The following is a 19772-nucleotide window of genomic DNA, read 5'->3' on the forward strand; positions in this document are numbered from 1 at the left end:
CCCTACATTCTATTCAGCCGTAACAGATGCTGCAGCGTTAACTGCAGCATCTAATTGGCTTAATTTTCTTCCAACTCGATGTTGATACCCAGTGAGCGGATTTCTTTCAACAATACGTTGAACGATTCTGGCATACCTGGTTCCATTTTATGGTTACCATCAACGATGTTTTTATACATCTTAGTACGACCGTTCACGTCATCCGATTTCACTGTTAGCATTTCTTGTAGAGTGTAAGCAGCACCATAAGCTTCAAGTGCCCATACTTCCATCTCACCAAAACGCTGGCCACCGAACTGTGCTTTACCACCCAGCGGCTGCTGAGTAACAAGGCTGTAAGAACCAGTAGAACGTGCGTGCATCTTATCGTCAACCAAGTGGTTAAGTTTAAGCATGTACATGTAACCAACAGTTACTTGACGTTCAAACTGATCGCCAGTACGGCCATCATAAAGTGTAACCTGACCACTACGAGGATAGCCCGCAAGCTCAAGCATGTCTTTGATTTCGCTTTCTTTCGCGCCATCAAATGCAGGAGTAGCTATTGGTAAACCACCTTTTAAGTTTTCAGCTAGACGACGAATTTCGTCATCAGTGAAGCTAGCAATATCTACAACTTGGCGAGATTCGCCAATTTCGTATGCTTGCTTGATGAAGTCACGTAGCTCATGAAGCTCACGTTGCTCTTTCATCATCTCTTCAATACGTTCACCGATACCACGTGCAGCAAGACCCATATGTGTTTCAAGGATCTGACCGATGTTCATACGTGATGGTACACCTAGTGGGTTCAATACGATATCTACCGTACGACCTTTGTCATCGTAAGGCATATCTTCTACTGGTACGATAGTCGAGATAACACCTTTGTTACCATGACGACCCGCCATTTTATCACCCGGTTGGATACGACGTTTAACAGCTAGGTATACTTTAACAATCTTAAGTACGCCTGGTGCTAAGTCATCACCTTGGGTAATTTTACGACGTTTGTTTTCAAACTTCTTATCGTATTCAGCTTTAAGTTCATCGTACTGTGCAGCTAGTTGCTCAAGCTCAGCTTGCTTGTCTTCTTCAGCAAGGCTTTGCGTAAGTACTTTTTCAGCATTTAGAGATGCAAGTTTATCTTCATCAAAACCAGCAGCTATAAGTAGCTTACGTGCACGGTCTAAAACGCCTGCTTCTAAAATACGGAACTCTTCGTTGAAGTCTTTCTTCGCTTCGCGAAGCTGCATGTCTTCAACTTCTAACGCGCGTTTATCTTTTTCAACACCATCACGGGTGAAAACTTGCACGTCAATTACAGTACCAGTTACAGAATTTGGTACACGTAAAGAGCTGTCTTTAACGTCAGACGCTTTTTCGCCGAAGATAGCACGCAGTAGCTTCTCTTCAGGTGTAAGCTGTGTCTCGCCTTTAGGAGTCACTTTACCTACTAGGATATCGCCGCCTTTAACTTCAGCACCAATATATACAACGCCTGATTCATCAAGCTTGCCTAGCGCAGACTCACCCACATTCGGGATATCTGCAGTGATCTCTTCTGGACCTAATTTAGTATCACGGGCAACACACTGTAGTTCTTGAATATGGATAGTCGTTAGACGATCTTCTTCAACTACGCGCTCTGATAACAAGATTGAATCTTCGAAGTTATAACCGTTCCATGGCATGAATGCCACGCGAAGGTTTTGACCAAGGGCTAAGTCACCTAAGTCAGTCGAAGGACCATCTGCTAACACGTCACCACGAGTAACCGGTTCGCCAACCATACAAGTTGGTTTTTGGTTAATACATGTATTTTGGTTTGAACGTGTGTATTTGGTTAAGTTGTAGATGTCGATGCCCGCTTCACCAGGAATGCGTTCTTCTTCATGTACATTTACAACGATGCGACTTGCGTCAGCATACATTACTTCACCACCACGTTTAGCAACGATAGTTACACCAGAATCTTTCGCTAGTGTTAACTCAATACCAGTACCTACTAACGGCTTATCCGCTTTCAATGTTGGTACTGCTTGACGTTGCATGTTTGAACCCATCAATGCACGGTTAGCATCATCGTGTTCTAGGAACGGGATAAGTGCTGCCGCTACAGAGATCACCTGTTGTGGTGATACATCCATATACTGCTGGTCCATGCGACCCATAAAGGTAGATTCACCTTTGTGACGACATGGGATAAGTTCATCAACAAACTCATTGGTTTCAGTTAAGTTTGAGTTCGCCTGTGCGATAACAAACTGACCTTCTTCAATGGCTGATAAATAATCAACTTCATCAGTTACAACACCGTCTACCACTTTGCGGTAAGGTGTTTCTAAGAAACCGTAGTCATTTGTACGTGCGTACGTAGACAACGAGTTAATTAGACCGATATTTGGACCCTCAGGAGTCTCGATTGGACATACGCGACCATAGTGAGTTACGTGAACGTCACGTACTTCAAAGCCTGCGCGTTCACGAGTTAGACCGCCCGGACCTAATGCAGAGATACGACGTTTATGCGTAACTTCTGATAGTGGGTTATTTTGGTCCATAAACTGTGATAACTGAGACGAGCCGAAGAACTCTTTAACAGCTGCCGAAATAGGCTTAGCGTTAATAAGATCTTGTGGCATTATTGCGTCAAGGTCACCTAAGCTTAAACGCTCACGTACAGCACGTTCAACACGTACTAGACCAACACGGAATTGGTTCTCAGCCATTTCGCCAACACTACGTATACGACGGTTGCCTAAGTGATCGATATCATCAACATCGCCTTGACCGTTACGAATAGCAATTAATACTTTCATAACAGACACGATGTCTTCTTTGCTTAATGTACCAGGGCCTGTGTCTGTATCGTAACCAACACGGCTATTGAACTTCATACGACCTACAGTAGATAAGTCATAACGTTCTTCAGAGAAGAACAAGTTCTGGAATAAGGCTTCAGCCGCGTCTTTCGTCGGTGGCTCGCCTGGGCGCATCATGCGGTAAATTTCTACTAGTGCTTCTAAACGGCTGCTTGCAGAGTCAATGTTTAATGTATTTGACATGTAAGCACCGCTGTCCACTTCATTGATATATAACGTATCAATTTTAGTGTAACCGGCTTTAACCAATTCAGCCATTAGCTCTAGAGTTAGCTCGTCATTTGCATTTGCAATAACTTCACCAGTTGACTCATCAACATAGTTTTTAGCTACAATACGGCCAATGATGTACTCATGTGGTACTTCTAATTGCTTAATGCCTTTCTTTTCGATGCTCTTGATGTGGCGAGCCGTAACACGACGACCGCTTTCAACAAATACTTCACCGTCTTCGCTCTTGATATCAAAAGCGGCAGTTTCACCACGTAAACGCGAAGGTACAAGTTCCATAAGAACTTTACCATTCGTTACTTCAAACGTAGTGTTATCGAAGAACATATCTAGGATTTGTTCGCTAGAATACTCTAGTGCACGTAGGATGATAGACGCCGGTAATTTACGACGACGGTCAATACGTACATATAAGTTATCTTTTGCATCAAATTCGAAGTCTAACCATGAACCACGGTAAGGTATAACGCGTGCGTTATATAATACTTTACCCGATGAATGGGTTTTACCGCGGTCGTTATCAAAGAATACACCAGGGCTACGGTGTAGCTGAGAAACGATAACACGCTCTGTACCATTGATTACAAAAGTACCGGTATCTGTCATGAGCGGAATTTCGCCCATGTAAACTTCTTGCTCTTTAATGTCTTTAACTGTGCCTGGTGCTTCTTTGTCCATAACAACAAGACGCAGTTTCACGCGAAGTGGAGCAGAATAAGTCACACCGCGAATTTGACATTCTTTTACATCGAAAACTGGCTCACCAATACGGTAACTTACGTATTGAAGCTCAGAATTTCCCGAGTAGCTTTTAATAGGGAACACAGAACGGAAGGCAGCTTCCAAACCATGATCGCCATCAGCGTCCGGCACTAAGAATTTTTTAAACGATTCTAACTGTGTAGACAGTAAAAAAGGTATATCCAAAACTTGTGGACGTTTACCAAAATCCTTACGGATACGTTTCTTTTCAGAATAAGAGTAAGCCATGGGGTTCCTCAGCTTGCTGATCTTTGACCCGACCTGTTCTTGTAAGAACAGACTTAACTGGCAGCTATGCCAAGATTTTACAACATTTAACTGTTGTTCTAATTAGATCCCACTTTAACACTAGCAAACTATAAAGCGTTGAAAGTAAAGAAAAAATCAGATTTTATTTGAACTAAAAGAGTGCATCACTCTATAGCGCAAAAAGGCCGGTGATTAAATAATCACCAGCCCTTGCCTGATTTCTCAGGCAGCGAACTTAGCAAAAGCTAAATTACTTAACCTCAACTTCAGCACCAGCTTCAGTAAGATCTTTTGCAAGTGCTTCAGCTTCTTCTTTAGATACACCTTCTTTAACAGGTGTAGGAGCAGCTTCAACAAGAGCTTTCGCTTCTTTAAGGCCAAGGCCAGTTGCGCTACGAACAGCTTTGATTGCAGAAACCTTGTTAGCGCCAGCGCCAGTAAGGATTACGTCAAATTCTGTTTTCTCTTCAGCAGCTTCAGCAGCTGGACCAGCTACCATTGCAGCTGCAGCAGTTACGCCGAATTTTTCTTCCATTGCTTCGATAAGAGCAACAACGTCCATTACTGACATTTCAGCAATTGCGTCAAGGATTTGGTCTTTAGATACAGACATTACAAATTTCCTAATAATTAACGGACATTACGTCCAAATAAATTTTACACCGAAAGTGAGATTAAACAGCTTGAAATTAAGCAGCTTGCTCTTCTTTCTGTACACGTACTGCTTCAATTGTTTTACACAATTTGCCAGCAGACGCTTCTTTCATAGCACTCATTAAGCGTGCAACAGCTTCGTCGTATGTAGGTAATGTAGCAAGCATTGCTGCATCAACAACATTTCCTTCAAAAGCGGCCGTTTTAAGCTCGAATTTCTCATTCTTTTTCGCGAAATCTGAAAAGATACGCGCAGCAGCACCTGGGTGCTCTGATGAGAAAGCGATTAAGCTTGGACCAACAAATGAATCAGAAAGACACTCAAAATCTGTTCCTTCAAGAGCACGTTTTGCTAAAGTGTTACGGACAACTTTCATCCAAACACCATTTGCACGAGCTTCTTTACGAAGGGCAGTGATTGCGCCAACTGTTACACCACGAGAATCTGCAACAACTGCAGATAGAGCACCATTGGCTGCTTCGTTGACTTCAGCAACTATTGCTTTTTTGCCTTGAAGATTTAAAGCCATGGGTGTTACTCCTGGTTTAATGGGGATACCGATTATCGGATTCCCCTGTTCTACTCTTCCCTACCAAACAAGGTAGAGATGCTTTTTACGGCGAGAGCCAGAAGGATTAGGAAAAATCTATCTGGGGTCTACACCGTCTACGTAGGTGAATATTAAGGCCGAAGCCACCTACGGTCTTGGACGGAAGCCCAATTTATCGTTAACCCCGAAGGCTTAACGAAATTATGGACTTCAACCCGAATTCTTTACTTTGCCAATTAATAAATTAATCAACAAAATGGCGCGAAATTATAGTACAAATTTCACGCCATGTAAACACTGATTAAGCTACAGTTGTGCTTAAAGTGTTTTGGTCAACAGAAACGCCTGCGCCCATTGTTGTAGAGATAGTTACTTTCTTCAAGTAAACACCTTTAGCTTGAGAAGGTTTAGCCTTCTTAAGCGCAACAATTAGAGACTCAAGGTTTTGTTGTAATTGCTCTGCAGTGAAATCAACCTTACCAATAGTAGTATGGATGATGCCATTTTTGTCATTACGGTAACGTACTTGACCTGCTTTAGCATTTTTAACTGCTTCTGCAACGTTAGGCGTTACAGTACCAGTTTTAGGGTTTGGCATTAGACCACGTGGGCCTAAGATTTGACCTAGTTGACCAACAACACGCATAGCGTCTGGTGATGCAACAACAACGTCAAAGTTCATCTCGCCTTTTTTAACTAGTTCAGCAAGATCTTCCATGCCTACTAATTCAGCACCGGCTTCTTTTGCAGCTTCTGCATTAGCGCCTTGTGTGAATACAGCAACACGAACGTCACGACCAGTACCGTTAGGTAGTACAGTAGCACCACGAACGTTTTGATCAGATTTACGAGCATCGATACCAAGGTTAACGGCAACGTCAACACTTTCTACGAATTTAGCTGTCGCTAACTCTTTTAAAAGAGCAACTGCTTCATTGATTTCGTAATCTTTTGTTACTTCCACTTTTTCGCGGATAGTACGCATACGTTTAGTTAATTTAGCCATTTCTTAGTCCTCTACGTTCAAGCCCATCGCACGCGCAGAACCTGCGATAGTGCGAACCGCTGCGTCCATATCGGCAGCTGTAAGGTCAGTTCGTTTTGTCTCAACAATTTCTTCAAGTTGAGCACGAGTTACTGTGCCTACTTTATCAGTGTTAGGACGGCCTGAGCCTGACTTGATACCAGCAGCTTTCTTAAGTAAGTAAGCAGCAGGTGGCGTTTTCATGTCGAACGTAAATGAACGGTCACCGTAAACAGAGATCACTACAGGAACTGGAGCGCCTTTTTCGATAGACTCTGTACGTGCGTTAAACGCTTTACAGAATTCCATGATGTTTACACCGTGTTGACCTAGTGCAGGACCTACTGGAGGACTAGGATTAGCCATACCAGCGGCAACTTGTAGCTTGATTAGAGCTTCAACTTTTTTAGCCATTATAAATACCTCATTTGGTGGGTCTCAGCCTTGTGCGCGCGAGGACGCGTACTCTAACGGCTTCCCAGTTTAAAAATTGGTTTCGTACTTTTTGCACAGTAAAAATAAATTTTACCTTAATACAAAAAGGCCGCTGATTATAAGTTAATCAGCGGCCTTTTTCAAGCTTCATGCCAAAATTTAAATAAAAATTAGCGAAGCTTTTTTAATCAATTACTTATCTTGCTCAACTTGACCGAATTCAAGCTCAACTGGCGTAGAACGACCAAAAATAAGTACAGATACTTTTACGCGGCTCTTTTCGTAGTCAACTTCTTCAACTACACCACTGAAATCTGCAAATGGTCCGTCTGTAACGCGAACAACTTCACCTGGTTCAAATAATGTAGCAGGTTTAGGTGCTTCAGCATTTTCTTGAAGGCGATTAAGAATGCGTTCTGCTTCTTTAGGAGTTATTGGAGCAGGACGATCAGACGTTCCACCAATAAAGCCCATTACACGTTCAGTGCTGTTCACTAAGTGCCAGCTTGCGTCATTCATATCCATTTGTACTAATACATAACCTGGAAAGAATTTACGCTCAGATTTACGCTTTTGGCCAGCGCGCATCTCAACAACTTCTTCAGTTGGTACTAGTATCTCACCAAAGCTCGATTCAAGACCTTCGATTTTAATGTGTTCAGTTAACGTTTGAGCTACACGCTTTTCGTAACCAGAAAAGGCTTGTACTACATACCAACGTAACTTAATTTCTTTGTTCTCGTTCTCATCCGACATGGGATCAGATCTCCAATCCAGTTAAAAAGCCTACAGCGCGGAATAAAATGCCATCTAATCCCCAAAGGATAAGTGCCATAATCACTGTTGCAACCATTACAATTAATGTCGTGTGGGTAGTTTCTTGGCGCGTTGGCCAAATAACTTTGCGTACTTCAATTCGAGCTTCTTTAGCGAAAGCAAGAAAGTTACGTCCCTTAAATGTTTGCGAGGCAATTGCTAATCCGGCCGCTATTGCAACAACAACGCCGATAGCACGTAGTAGTACAGATTGATCTGCATACATGTGATTACCAACAACTGCGCCTGCAAGTAGCGCGATTGCTACTAACCACTTTACTGACTCCATCGCACTTGATGGTGTTTCTACATTCGTGCTCATAATATTATTACCTTAACTACAGACACAACAACCCTACACTACGGCAGGGTTAATCCATTAAAATCTAAACTTAAAAACAGACTTAATTTAAACCGGTTTTTAAGCTCAGACTACTCAAATAACAAGTAAGACTGGCAGGGGCGGAGAGATTCGAACTCCCAACCATCGGTTTTGGAGACCGCTGTTCTACCAATTGGAACTACGCCCCTGCAAAGTGGATGCCTATTATACTTACGCAGTTCATTAACACAAGCCTAAAAGATACCCACATTGGAAAATCTAATTAATTAATTACATTATTGCTTAAACTGCTAATAATTTAATCGGTTATATAAATGTACAATCCTAAAATATTGGTTATTTTTCTAAGGTTTTATAAACATCACTCAGTAAGCTTGAAGCACCAAATCTAAATGTATTTGCTTGCAAATAATCATCACCCATTATTGCGCGTGCTAGCGCTAAATAATCACTGGCATCGGCAACAGTTTTAACACCGCCGGCAGCTTTAAAGCCCACACGTTTATCCGAATTTTTAATGGCTGTTAGCATAATTTTTGTTGATTCAAGGGTTGCATTAATGGCCACTTTACCCGTACTGGTTTTTACAAAATCGGCACCACCTTCAATTGCCAATTGAGTAGCCTGCGTTATTAGCGCTTCGGTTTTTAGCTCACCGCTTTCTATTATTACTTTTAGTTGGGCGCGCGACCCACATGCTTTTTTACTTTCGCTTATATAGCTAAGTACTGTTTGAACATCGCCCGCTATGAGTTTTTTGTAAGGAATAACCAAATCAATTTCGTCAGCGCCGCGCTCTATCGCAATAAGTGTTTCGTTAATTACATCACTCAGTGGCGCATCACCCGTTGGAAAGTTAGTGACCGTTGCTACTTTTACGTAGTTAAGCTCACGTGCTGCGAGTGCTATTTTTGCATCATCAACAAAGTCGCTATAAACACATACTGCAGCAGGTGTGCCCAGCGTCGGGTTTATACTATCAACAAGCGCTTGAATGTTTTTGGTGGTATCGCTGGTGTTTAAGCTTGTTAAATCCATCAGTGCGACTGCTAATGCGGCATCTTTTTGGTGTTGTGTCATTAGAGCTCCGTTGCTTATGTAATACCAATTTTATTAAAAACATAATCATTTTAGCGTATTAAATAACTCACTAACTACGTTAAAAATTATTTATATAGAACAACTATGTATCATAATTTTAGCCTTGTTATTGAGCTATTTTCTCGTCGCTATAATAGATCACTAATTTAATGCAATTGGTATAAGTACAAAATAGAATATGCTTCCATATTAACAAATTAAACCAAACTCGCTATAGCTCATAACCAAACACTATAAGCTGTTTATTTTACTTGTAACTCGGCGCAATCCCTTGTTAACTAACTCTTAGGCCTAAAAAGCCCACCTATTATAACTTTTGGTTATATCAACTTGGTTTTAATTATTTTTTACTTATTGATAGCCGCTATATTCTCCTTATCAGAATAAAGCGTTTTCTTATATTTGAATTTGTTTAGGGGTCTTATTAACGTGCAGTATTTACCTATCTTTACCAAACTCGACAACAAACCAGTATTGGTTGTTGGCGGTGGAGAGGTCGCATTACGCAAATGTCGCGCGTTTTTAAAAGCGAGAGCGAGCGTTACTTTAGTAGCGCCTTGGTTTTGCGACGAACTAAAAGAGCATGCACATAATAATGAAGTAACGCTTATTGATGCTTATTTTGATGAGTCGCATCTCGATGGAAAAATGCTTGTTATTGCAGCAACCGACCGCGATGAAGTAAACAACAACGTATTTGAACTTGCCAATGCCCGCAATGTATTTGTAAACGTGGTTGATGACCAACCTAAATGTACGTTTATATTCCCATCCATTGTTGACCGCGACCCAATTACGATTGCTATATCAAGTGCAGGCACAGCGCCCGTACTTGCGCGTCGCTTACGCGAAAAGCTCGAAACCCTTATTCCGCATCATATTGGCCCACTTGCAACACTTGTCGGTGGCTTTAGAGACAAAGTAAAAAAACGCTTTAAACATTTTTCAGACCGCCGCCAATTTTGGGAAGGCGTATTCGACTCATCTGTCGTGAGTAAAGTGCAAACCGGTGATACTCAAGCCGCACAGCAACAACTAGAGCAAATGCTAGATGCTAAAGCAGAACCTGAAGGCGAAGTATATATAGTAGGTGCAGGCCCTGGCGATCCAGAGCTTTTAACACTTAAAGCACTACAACTTATGCAACAAGCCGACGTCGTCGTTTACGACTTTTTAGTGTCTGACGAAATTATGGAATTAGTGCGCCGCGATGCTGACCTTATTTGTGTAGGCAAACGTTTAGGCGATCATAGTGTTGTTCAAGACGACACCAACCAAATGCTGGTCGACCTTGCTAAACAAGGCAAAAAAGTGTGCCGCATTAAAGGTGGCGATCCGTTTATTTATGGTCGTGGTGGCGAAGAAGTACAAGTACTGGCTGCTAACAACGTAAATTATCAAATTGTACCGGGTATTACAGCCGCTGCAGGCTGTAGTGCTTATGCGGGTATTCCGCTTACGCATCGTGACCATGCACAAGCCATTCAATTTGTAACTGGCCATTGTAAAAAAGACGGCCAAGAACTTGATTGGCAATCGCTGGCAAAAGCTAATCAAACGCTTGCTATTTACATGGGCGTAATTAAATCGCCGCACATACAAAGCGAGCTTTTAAAACATGGCCGCAAAGCCGACACACCTGTTGCCATTATCGAAAACGGTACACGCAAAAATCAGCGTGTAGTAACAGGTCAATTAGGCGAACTTGCCGACTTAATCCAGCGCAACAGCATTATATCGCCTGCGCTACTCATTATTGGTGAAGTAGCCGCCCTGCACTCGCAACTAGCGTGGTTTGGGAAAAACGAGCAAACAAGCAGTTTTGCACAGCCGCTAACAGATGTATCAAATACATAACCGAATTTTAAATTTGTAACTTTTAATCATTTTAGTAGGACGACTAACAATGGCTTTAACTCACCTTCAGCAACTTGAAGCTGAAAGTATCAAAATCATGCGCGAAGTCGCCGCTGAGTTTGAGAACCCAGTAATGCTTTACTCTATTGGTAAAGATTCGTCGGTACTTTTGCACTTAGCGCGTAAAGCATTTTACCCTGCAAAAATTCCGTTTCCGTTATTGCACGTAGACACCAATTGGAAGTTTCGTGAAATGATTGAGTTTCGCGACCGTATAGCTAAAGAATACGGTTTTGACCTACTGGTACATAAAAATCCAGAAGGCATTGAAATGGGTGTAGGCCCGTTTACGCATGGCTCGGGTAAACATACAGACATAATGAAAACCCAAGGCTTAAAGCAAGCACTTAACAAATATGGTTTTGATGCTGCATTTGGTGGCGCACGCCGCGACGAAGAAAAGTCACGCGCAAAAGAGCGTGTTTACTCGTTCCGCGACAAACACCATCGCTGGGATCCTAAAAACCAACGTCCTGAGCTTTGGAACACTTATAACAGCCAAGTTAATCCGGGCGAAAGCATTCGTGTTTTCCCGTTATCTAACTGGACTGAGCTTGATATTTGGCAATACATTTACCAAGAAAACATCGACATGGTGCCGCTTTACCTAGCAAAAGAGCGCCCTGTTGTTGACCGCGATGGCACCCTAATTATGGTTGACGATGAGCGTATGCCACTTAACGAGGGTGAAGTACCGCAAATGAAATCTGTACGTTTTCGTACGTTAGGCTGCTACCCACTTACCGGTGCAGTTGAGTCAACAGCAAGTAACCTAACCGAAATTATTGAAGAAATGCTGCTATCTACGTCATCTGAACGTGAAGGTCGTGTTATTGACCATGATTCAGCAGGCTCAATGGAGAAGAAAAAACGTGAGGGGTATTTTTAATGTCTAGCCAAAATAACGATACATTTAACGAAGTAAAAGAAATAGGCATAGACGCCTACCTAGCACGCCAACAAGACAAAAGCTTATTGCGTATGCTTACGTGTGGCAGCGTAGATGACGGTAAATCAACATTGATTGGCCGCCTACTGCACGACAGCCACCAAATTTATGAAGATCAGCTAGCTGCCCTTCATAAAGATAACGAAAAAGTAGGTAATGCAGGTGAAGATCTTGACCTTGCATTATTGGTCGATGGCCTACAAGCTGAGCGTGAGCAAGGTATTACCATTGACGTAGCGTACCGTTACTTTTCAACGGCTAAGCGTAAATTTATTATTGCCGACACACCTGGGCACGAGCAATACACGCGTAACATGGTAACAGGTGCATCAACAAGCGATGTCGCCATTATTTTGGTTGATGCGCGTTACGGCGTGCAAGTACAAACCAAGCGCCATAGCTTTATTTGTGACTCGCTTGGCATTAAGCAGTTTGTTGTTGCCGTTAATAAAATGGATATCGTTGATTTTGACGAAACCGTGTATGAAAAAATTAAGGCCGATTACCTTAAATTTGCTGAGCAACTTAACGTATCAAACATTAAGTTTGTGCCTATGTCGGCGCTTAAAGGCGACAACGTAGTAACGCGATCTGCTCATACACCGTATTACACCGACAAGCCGCTACTTGAATTACTAGAAGATTCGCCAGCAGCCGAAACAGATACAGGCTTTGAAGCGCGCCTACCGGTGCAATATGTAGTGCGTCCTAACTTAAACTTCCGTGGTTTTCAGGGCACACTTACGTCGGGCAAGATACACGTAGGCGATGCAATAAAAGTATTACCGTCGGGTAAAACATCAAGCATTAAAGAAATTGTTACTTTTGATGGCAATTTAGATAGTGCTGAAGCAGGCCAAGCAATTACCGTTACCCTAAATAACGAAATTGATATTAGCCGAGGCGACGTAATAGTACCTGCAAATTCAACGGCCGTTGTTACTAACCAGCTGCAAGCTAAAATTGTGTGGATGCATGAGTCGCCATTAGTATTAGGTAAAAGCTATAACCTAAAGCTAGGCAGCAAAAACACTTCAGCTATTGTTACAAAAATTGATTACACAATTGATGTGAACACGCTTGAACATGGCACTAGCGACTCACTGCAGTTAAACGAAATTGCGATTGTAACACTTGAACTAACCGAAACTATTTTGGCAGACGAGTACCACAGCAATCACGAAACAGGCTCGTTTATACTAATCGATCGCTTATCAAACCTAACGGTTGCTGCGGGCATGATTGAACAAGTACTGCAAAGCCAAGCACAGCAAAGTAACTTTAGCGAATTTGAAGTTGAATTTAACAGCTTAGTACGCAAGCACTTTCCGCATTGGCAAGCGCTTGATATTTCTAAGTTATAAGTTAACTTTAGCCTGTTAGGAATTTAAAAGCATGGTAGAACAGCTCGTTTTAACAGGCATTATGCTTACCTTAGTCGGGTGCCTTTTTGGCACCCGTATTAATCCAGCATGGTTATTTGTAAGCGCCATTGGCACCAGCTACTTAGCAGGGCTAATCGATCTTGAAAGCATGTTAATTAATTATGCTAACCCGTCGCTTATCACCTTAGTGCTATTGGTGTTAGTGTCGACCGCAATAGAAAAAACCACCCTAATTCAAAAGTTAGCGCAATCGCTATCTAAAGGTAGTTTAGTAAAATCGGTAACAAAATTGGGCTTATCAACCGCCTTTTTATCGTCGTTTACTAACAATACCGCCGTTGTTGCATCGCTTATTACCGCGATAAAAGACAACCCTAATCACTCCCCTTCAAAGCTATTATTACCGCTGTCGTACACTGCTATTTTGGGCGGCACCATTACGCTTATTGGTACATCAACCAACTTAATCGTTAATGGCTTTGCAGTTGATGCGGGCATGGAACCGCTGGGCTTTTTTGACTTTACCTTAGTGGGTTTAGGCGCGCTAAGCGTAGGCCTAATTACCATTTTAGTAATGCTTAAATACTTACCCGACAACGGTAAAAGCGACCAAGAAGTCGTGCCTTTTTACCTCGAAGGCAAAGTACAAGCAAACTCAAAGTTAATAGGCCAAACCGTTGAAGAAAATGGCCTGCGTGATTTAAAAGACTTATTCCTCGCTGAAATTATTCGCGATGGCAGCCGCATTTGCGCAGTCACCCCGCAGCAAATTATTCAAAAAGATGACGTGCTGCTTTTTGTAGGTGACATAAAATCGGTGCCATTACTTACCCGTTTCGACGGCCTAAAAGTAGTGCACGAGAATCATCAAAAAGACATAGAACACTTAGTAGAAGTAGTCGTAAGTCAGTCTTCAAAATTTATTGGCAAGACCGTAAAAGAAGCCCGCTTTAGAGAACAGTTTCATGCAGCCGTTATTGCTATTCGCCGTGGGCACGACCGCTTACAAGGCGGCCTTGGGCAAGTGCAATTACAAGCTGGCGACTCGCTAATACTTGCCCCAGGCAAAAACTTTTACACTTTGCCTAATTTAAAGCGCGAATTTGTGTATATTTCAGGATTTGACTTACAAGCCCACCTTGCACCTAAGCAATCAAATATTGTGCTACTGTGCTTTGCCGCAGTACTGGGTTTAAGCATTATTGGCATAGTGCCGCTGGTTAAAGGCTTATTAGTATTACTGATTGGCTTAATGCTCAGCGGCACCATAAAACTTAACGAAGTAAAACGCCGTTTTCCTATCGAGTTATTAGTGGTAGTAGGCAGTGCCATTGGCCTTGCTAAGTTAATGATAGGCACCGGACTTGCCGGGCAAATATCCGACGCCATGTTTATGGTACTTGGCGACTTTGGTCCTTACGGCGCATTTATTGCCATATTTTTAATGACCGTATTATTTACCGAGCTTATTACTAATAACGCAGCAGCTGCCTTGTCGTTCCCTGTTGCTTACTCGCTCGCGGTTGGTTTTAATGTAGACCCGTTACCATTTATTATGGCGGTTGCCTTTGGCGCATCAGCCAGCTTTATATCGCCATTTGGGTATCAAACTAATCTAATGGTTTATAGCGCGGGTAACTATCGCTTAAAAGATTACATAGTGATGGGCTTACCCCTTTCAATTATTTATTCAATCACGGTATTAACCTTGATCCCGCTGGTATTTCCGTTTTAATACCTGCGCTCACAGCATAAGAGACTCTCACTATGGATGAAAATATAGTTTGGCATAACTACGCAACTACAAAAGCACAGCGTAGTGAGCAAAAAAAACATAAGCCCGCTATTTTATGGTTTACCGGCTTTTCAGGCTCTGGTAAAAGCACCGTAGCAAACGCACTAGAAGCGGCGCTTAATCAACAAGGTACGCACACTTACCTGCTCGATGGCGACAACGTACGCCACGGTTTATGCAAAGACCTAGGCTTTAGCGACGAAGACCGCATTGAAAACATACGCCGCGTAGGCGAAACCGCTAAATTAATGACCGACGCTGGCTTGTTAGTACTTACTGCGTTTATATCGCCCTTTAGAGCAGAGCGCGATATGGTGCGCAGCCTAGTAGATGACGGCGAATTTATTGAAGTATTTATCGATACCCCACTGGATGTATGCGAAAGCCGCGATCCAAAAGGCTTATACAAAAAAGCCCGCGCAGGGGAGATAAAACACTTCACTGGTATCGATTCAAGCTACGAAGTGCCAAACAATCCAGAAATAATTTTAGATACAAGTAAAAACACCCTAGACCAATCGGTTACACAACTGATAACGTATCTAAAACAAAAGCACATAATATAGGTTAACCCCATGAATCAAACCGAACTGCTAGAAGAAACCCTCATCCTTGCCCGCAAAGCAGGCCAAGCGATAATGGGAATTTACGAAAAGGATTTTAACGTTGAGTACAAAGCCGATGAAAGCCCCGTAACCGACGCCGATTTAGCAGCTCATAAACTGATTGTGGCAGGGCTTCAACAGCTCACACCCGACATTCCAATACTCAGTGAAGAAAACGCCGACATAAGCTGGGATGTACGCCAAACGTGGAAAAGCTACTGGTTAGTTGACCCAATCGACGGCACTAAAGAATTTATTAAAAAGAACGGTGAATTTACCGTAAACATCGCCCTAATTAAAAACGGCACTCCTATTTTAGCCGTAGTAGATGCACCTGCCCTTGGCGTATCGTACTTAGCCGCCGAAGCCATTGGCGCATTTAAAGATAAAGGCGATGAGCGAATTGAGCTTAAGGTAACTACCAAACCTAACAAAGGGTTAATTCGTGTTGTAGGCAGCCGCTCGCACCCATCTCCCGATTTAGCCGAGTTTGTAAAACGCTTTGACGAGGTTGAAATGGTGTCTAAAGGCAGCTCACTAAAACTGTGTTTAGTGGCTGAGGGCAGCGCCGATATTTACCCGCGCTTGGGCCCAACCTGCGAATGGGATACAGGCGCAGGCCATGCAATCGCCGAAATAGCCGGTGCTAAAGTGACCCAACTTGATGGCAGCCCGCTTATTTATAACACCAAAGACGAGTACTTGAATCCGTATTTTATTGTGAGTGCGATAGAAGAGTAAGGGTAGTTTTGAGTGGTTAGCTATCGGTTGTTAAAAAGACAAGTGATAGCTTTTACTCCTTGAGTCATCAAGCTGTGTTTAGCAAACGGTGAAAAAGAAACAAGCCTTATTAACTACTTACTAGTTTTTAAGTACATCATACTACCTTTAAATACATCAAATAACTCACAATGAAACTTTTGAAGATTATCAATTAGCTCCTCAATTTCCCTTAGATTACGAGTAAACTCGGGGTTTGATTCTTGCGTATCAGGTAATGAATTAATTCGCATTAAGTTTAGCCAAGCTGATGCATCAGAGTCTACTTGAAATAACCAATCGGTAACAATACCGTCAAAATAGAAATCAGCTAGGGCAAGTGCCTCTTGAAGCTCTTCGTATAACTTATCATCGACCACACGATTTATATCAACACTACGCAAAAACCTTTTTACAACTATATAAATATGCAGTTTATTTGAGTTACTTTCACGCTTCTCTTTATCAACATTAAGCTTCCACTGCTGGTATGCAATAAAGCCTACTGAGATGGCAATTACAGGGCTTAATAAAGCCGAAAAGATATCAATAACTTGCTTAGCTGTACTTAACGCTTCCAATTTAAATTCCTTTTAAGTTAACCCATTTAGATCTTTTTTAAGTTTTGTAAGTCAAAAAAGAAAGTCCTATCCCTATTTTATCTACAACCCTTAACGATTTTGCTGGGCGATAAAAGCAAGCGAGTGCTGATTGAATAAGTCTGGGCGCTCCACATTACAGACATGGCCGCAATGGTGAATAGTTTGCAGTACGCTGTTTTTATGACGCTTAACCATTTCTTTAACAGGGCCAAGGAACATATGATCTTCCTTACCCATAATATACAGAATGGGAATATCAATGTCTTTTTCTTTGAAGTATTGCATTAAAGGGTTTACGTCCATGGCTAATTTAAACCACTTTATAAACTCTTTTTGGCACAAGCGTTTTGCTTCACGAACAAACAAAAGTCGAGATTCTTTATGACGCTTTTTCGGCATCATAATAAAAGCAAATAAGCGATACAGCCACATATAAGGCAGGAAGTGTTTAAAAGTATTACCTAAATAAACCAATGTATTACTGCGAGTATTAAAACGAGTAACCGCTCCACCTAGCACCATGCTAGAAACATATTGCGGCGCAATTTCAGCAATATTTCGAATAATAATTGTGCCTAATGAAATACCAACAAAGTGTGCGCTGGTGATATTGTTATGATCTAACACATCGATAATGTCTTTAGAGACATTATTAAATGAATAATTATTATCAACAAAATTTTGTACTAAGTTATTCGATTTACCGTGACCACGAAGATCTAGCAACAACACATTATATTCTTTTTTATAGGCTTTAAGCTGACGAAACCAAATTGCCGAACTACCACCTGCTCCATGGACAAATACAACCCATGTTTTACTGGTTTCGTGCGCAAAAGTAGTATGGAAAAGAATTTCTTTGCTCATTGCAGTTAGTGGCCTATTTACTTCGTTTGGCATATTCAATTGCAGGAAGTATAACGGAGTTTAATAAAAATCTCTTATGAAGTTGAGATCAATGGCTTCTACTTAACAGCTTTTGAGAGCAGACTTTGATTTTTAAATGAAAACCAATAAAATGACCTTCCCCTATTTTACGTTATGAAAACCGCCTATCTCGGCTTTGCTGCTCGCGTGACACTATAGCGTGTTAGGTTTCGCTCCAACTAACCAACCTACCCGTACAGTAACTCTATAATATGGCTCGCCATTTAAGGCTTTTGCTCACTTTTACACCGCTGTTTCGTATTCATGACACTTACCCTCCAATTGAGTCTAATTAATTAGTCTACAAATCCTCTCAAAACATGAAATTTTTAGCTAAAAACTATATTCTTGCGCGCGATTATTATTTAAATAATGGATGAGCACACACACATGACAACATCTCAAGATGCAACGCTTTCAAATGCATCACCAAACACACACACAAATTCAAGCAAAAATTCAAATACAAAAACTAAATGGAACCTGCACGATACGCAGTGGACATTAAGTTTATTTGGTACCGCCGTTGGTGCGGGTATTTTATTTTTACCTATTAACATTGGTATTGGCGGTTTTTGGCCGTTAATTATTATGGCGTGTTTAGCGTTCCCAATGACCTTTTTTGCGCACCGTGGATTAGCGCGCTTTGTACTTTCATCAAAAAATAAAGATGCCGATTTTACCGACGTAGTTGAAGAGCACTTTGGTGTGACTGCGGGGCGGTTAATTTCCTTGTTGTACTTTTTATCTATATTCCCAATTTTGCTTATTTACGGTGTGGGTTTAACCAATACCGTTGATAGTTTTATGGTTAATCAAATGGAGATGGAATCACCTTCTCGCGTGCTACTTTCGGGCGTATTAGTTGCAGGTATGATTAGCTTAATGATGGGCGGCGAGCGCTTAATGCTACGTGCCTTTGCTATTTTAGTGTATCCGCTTGTGGGCATATTGTTCTTTTTATCACTTTATTTAATCCCTAGCTGGCAGATGCCAGATATGACTGTGCCTGAAATAGGCAGCTTTGGTAAAACGTTGTGGTTATCGATTCCTATAATTGTGTTTTCGTTTAGCCACGCAGCGGCTATCTCAAGCTTTGTGAATGTGCAACGCGGTCATTACGGCGAACAAGCTACACATAAGTCTGAGGCGATTTTAAAGCGCACTAGCTTGCTACTTATTACCTTTGTACTGTTGTTTGTGTTCTCTTGCGTGCTGTCGCTTACAGGCGAGCAAATGGCAGCAGCTAAAGCGGCTAATGTATCGGTTTTATCCTACCTTGCTAATATTACTGATAACTCGTTTATTGCCACACTTGGGCCACTTGTTGCCTTTATTGCTATTACATCGTCGTTTTTGGGTCATTTTTTAGGTGCACGCGAAAGCTTTACAGGATTAGTAACTAAACAAACAGGCTTAAGCGCTGGCGTTACCGATAAAATTGGTGTGTTAATCATGTTTTTAGCTATTTGGTTTTGTGCTGTTAAAAACCCAAGTATTTTAGACATGATGGATCAGTTATCGGGCCCTATCATTGCGATGATTTTATTCATTATGCCAATGATTGCAGTTTATAAAGTACCTGCACTTAATAAATACCGAAATCGCTTTAGCACGCTATTTATATTAGCGGTTGGCTCACTTGCTGTATTTGCACTTTTATACAGCATGCTTAAGTAATAAAGCTGTTTATACAAAAGCCCGGCTACTTTTTAGCTGGGCTTTTTTGTGTGCTGTTTATCTCAAATTGTTTTTTTATAGTCGCTCTTCAGGCATGTTATAAATTAACTAGCCTAAAAATAA

The 19772-nt window shown here is 41.7% G+C and carries 17 protein-coding genes and 1 tRNA gene; 7 read left to right on the forward strand and 11 right to left on the reverse strand.

Features of this window, described 5'->3' with window-relative positions; genetic code table 11:
* Positions 1–59: 59 nt before the first annotated feature.
* From rpoB to deoC, 9 genes are all read right to left on the reverse strand, one after another.
* Entirely contained in the window at positions 60–4085 is a 4026-nt protein-coding gene (rpoB, locus tag I6F44_RS10260; RefSeq protein WP_007580127.1) for a DNA-directed RNA polymerase subunit beta, read from the reverse strand.
* A gap of 271 nt (positions 4086–4356) precedes the next feature.
* The gene (rplL, locus tag I6F44_RS10265) at positions 4357–4719 is read right to left on the reverse strand and encodes a 50S ribosomal protein L7/L12 (protein ID WP_002958882.1); all 363 of its coding nucleotides are present in this window, start codon (positions 4717–4719) and stop codon (positions 4357–4359) included.
* A gap of 76 nt (positions 4720–4795) precedes the next feature.
* Positions 4796–5290 (reverse strand): 50S ribosomal protein L10, encoded by a 495-nt coding sequence (gene rplJ, locus I6F44_RS10270; RefSeq protein WP_002958881.1) that lies wholly within the window; start codon positions 5288–5290, stop codon positions 4796–4798.
* A 322-nt stretch (positions 5291–5612) separates the two neighbouring features.
* The gene (gene rplA, locus I6F44_RS10275; protein ID WP_007580124.1) at positions 5613–6317 is read right to left on the reverse strand and encodes a 50S ribosomal protein L1; all 705 of its coding nucleotides are present in this window, start codon (positions 6315–6317) and stop codon (positions 5613–5615) included.
* A 3-nt stretch (positions 6318–6320) separates the two neighbouring features.
* Positions 6321–6749 (reverse strand): 50S ribosomal protein L11, encoded by a 429-nt coding sequence (rplK, locus tag I6F44_RS10280; RefSeq protein WP_002958879.1) that lies wholly within the window; start codon positions 6747–6749, stop codon positions 6321–6323.
* A gap of 213 nt (positions 6750–6962) precedes the next feature.
* The gene (gene nusG, locus I6F44_RS10285) at positions 6963–7526 is read right to left on the reverse strand and encodes a transcription termination/antitermination protein NusG (RefSeq protein ID WP_007580122.1); all 564 of its coding nucleotides are present in this window, start codon (positions 7524–7526) and stop codon (positions 6963–6965) included.
* Between the two features lie 4 nt (positions 7527–7530).
* Positions 7531–7908: a preprotein translocase subunit SecE gene (secE, locus tag I6F44_RS10290; protein ID WP_002958877.1), complete on the reverse strand. Its 378-nt coding sequence runs from the start codon at positions 7906–7908 to the stop codon at positions 7531–7533.
* Between the two features lie 132 nt (positions 7909–8040).
* Positions 8041–8117: transfer RNA gene (locus tag I6F44_RS10295), tRNA-Trp, on the reverse strand.
* A 148-nt stretch (positions 8118–8265) separates the two neighbouring features.
* A complete protein-coding gene (gene deoC / locus I6F44_RS10300; RefSeq protein ID WP_197173730.1) occupies positions 8266–9009 on the reverse strand; it encodes a deoxyribose-phosphate aldolase in 744 nt (247 codons plus the stop codon).
* 450 nt (positions 9010–9459) lie between these two features.
* On the opposite strand from deoC, the gene cysG reads away from it, so the two are divergent.
* Genes cysG through cysQ form a run of 6 tightly spaced genes read left to right on the forward strand, consistent with a single transcriptional unit; the run spans position 9460 to position 16422 of the window.
* Complete coding sequence (gene cysG, locus I6F44_RS10305) at positions 9460–10887, forward strand: siroheme synthase CysG (protein ID WP_024589588.1); 1428 nt, start codon at positions 9460–9462, stop codon at positions 10885–10887.
* 49 nt (positions 10888–10936) lie between these two features.
* Positions 10937–11836: a sulfate adenylyltransferase subunit CysD gene (gene cysD, locus I6F44_RS10310; protein WP_138586364.1), complete on the forward strand. Its 900-nt coding sequence runs from the start codon at positions 10937–10939 to the stop codon at positions 11834–11836.
* Positions 11836–13260 carry a sulfate adenylyltransferase subunit CysN gene (gene cysN / locus I6F44_RS10315; RefSeq protein ID WP_007580108.1) on the forward strand — a complete coding sequence of 475 codons (1425 nt, stop codon included), beginning with the start codon at positions 11836–11838 and terminating at the stop codon, positions 13258–13260. Before cysD ends, cysN begins: the two co-directional genes overlap by 1 nt.
* Positions 13261–13291: 31 nt before the next feature.
* Positions 13292–15016: an SLC13 family permease gene (locus I6F44_RS10320; RefSeq protein WP_165740257.1), complete on the forward strand. Its 1725-nt coding sequence runs from the start codon at positions 13292–13294 to the stop codon at positions 15014–15016.
* Between the two features lie 32 nt (positions 15017–15048).
* Complete coding sequence (gene cysC / locus I6F44_RS10325) at positions 15049–15642, forward strand: adenylyl-sulfate kinase (protein ID WP_010555008.1); 594 nt, start codon at positions 15049–15051, stop codon at positions 15640–15642.
* 9 nt (positions 15643–15651) lie between these two features.
* Positions 15652–16422: a 3'(2'),5'-bisphosphate nucleotidase CysQ gene (gene cysQ, locus I6F44_RS10330; RefSeq protein WP_197173731.1), complete on the forward strand. Its 771-nt coding sequence runs from the start codon at positions 15652–15654 to the stop codon at positions 16420–16422.
* Between the two features lie 113 nt (positions 16423–16535).
* Here cysQ and I6F44_RS10335 read toward each other — a convergent pair whose 3' ends face one another.
* The gene (locus I6F44_RS10335) at positions 16536–17021 is read right to left on the reverse strand and encodes a hypothetical protein (protein ID WP_169061127.1); all 486 of its coding nucleotides are present in this window, start codon (positions 17019–17021) and stop codon (positions 16536–16538) included.
* Positions 17022–17111: 90 nt separating this feature from the next.
* A complete protein-coding gene (locus I6F44_RS10340; protein WP_007580097.1) occupies positions 17112–17909 on the reverse strand; it encodes an alpha/beta fold hydrolase in 798 nt (265 codons plus the stop codon).
* Positions 17910–18359: 450 nt separating this feature from the next.
* Here I6F44_RS10340 and I6F44_RS10345 point away from each other — a divergent pair, with 450 nt between their 5' ends.
* The gene (locus I6F44_RS10345; RefSeq protein WP_197173732.1) at positions 18360–19649 is read left to right on the forward strand and encodes an aromatic amino acid transport family protein; all 1290 of its coding nucleotides are present in this window, start codon (positions 18360–18362) and stop codon (positions 19647–19649) included.
* The last annotated feature ends 123 nt before the right edge of the window (positions 19650–19772 follow it).

This window comes from Pseudoalteromonas sp. NZS11_1 (assembly GCF_015864275.1).
Classification (GTDB): Bacteria; Pseudomonadota; Gammaproteobacteria; order Enterobacterales; family Alteromonadaceae; genus Pseudoalteromonas; species Pseudoalteromonas arctica.

Bases quoted from the DNA above. Each gene is read 5' to 3' on its own strand.
- rplK (WP_002958879.1), bottom strand. From the start codon at position 6,749: ATGGCTAAAAAAGTTGAAGCTCTAATCAAGCTACAAGTTGCCGCTGGT.
- cysC (WP_010555008.1), top strand. From the start codon at position 15,049: ATGGATGAAAATATAGTTTGGCATAACTACGCAACTACAAAAGCACAG.
- secE (WP_002958877.1), bottom strand. From the start codon at position 7,908: ATGAGCACGAATGTAGAAACACCATCAAGTGCGATGGAGTCAGTAAAG.
- deoC (WP_197173730.1), bottom strand. From the start codon at position 9,009: ATGACACAACACCAAAAAGATGCCGCATTAGCAGTCGCACTGATGGAT.
- rplL (WP_002958882.1), bottom strand. From the start codon at position 4,719: ATGTCTGTATCTAAAGACCAAATCCTTGACGCAATTGCTGAAATGTCA.
- cysQ (WP_197173731.1), top strand. From the start codon at position 15,652: ATGAATCAAACCGAACTGCTAGAAGAAACCCTCATCCTTGCCCGCAAA.
- I6F44_RS10320 (WP_165740257.1), top strand. From the start codon at position 13,292: ATGGTAGAACAGCTCGTTTTAACAGGCATTATGCTTACCTTAGTCGGG.
- rplA (WP_007580124.1), bottom strand. From the start codon at position 6,317: ATGGCTAAATTAACTAAACGTATGCGTACTATCCGCGAAAAAGTGGAA.
- nusG (WP_007580122.1), bottom strand. From the start codon at position 7,526: ATGTCGGATGAGAACGAGAACAAAGAAATTAAGTTACGTTGGTATGTA.
- rplJ (WP_002958881.1), bottom strand. From the start codon at position 5,290: ATGGCTTTAAATCTTCAAGGCAAAAAAGCAATAGTTGCTGAAGTCAAC.
- I6F44_RS10345 (WP_197173732.1), top strand. From the start codon at position 18,360: ATGACAACATCTCAAGATGCAACGCTTTCAAATGCATCACCAAACACA.
- cysD (WP_138586364.1), top strand. From the start codon at position 10,937: ATGGCTTTAACTCACCTTCAGCAACTTGAAGCTGAAAGTATCAAAATC.
- cysN (WP_007580108.1), top strand. From the start codon at position 11,836: ATGTCTAGCCAAAATAACGATACATTTAACGAAGTAAAAGAAATAGGC.
- I6F44_RS10340 (WP_007580097.1), bottom strand. From the start codon at position 17,909: ATGAGCAAAGAAATTCTTTTCCATACTACTTTTGCGCACGAAACCAGT.
- rpoB (WP_007580127.1), bottom strand. From the start codon at position 4,085: ATGGCTTACTCTTATTCTGAAAAGAAACGTATCCGTAAGGATTTTGGT.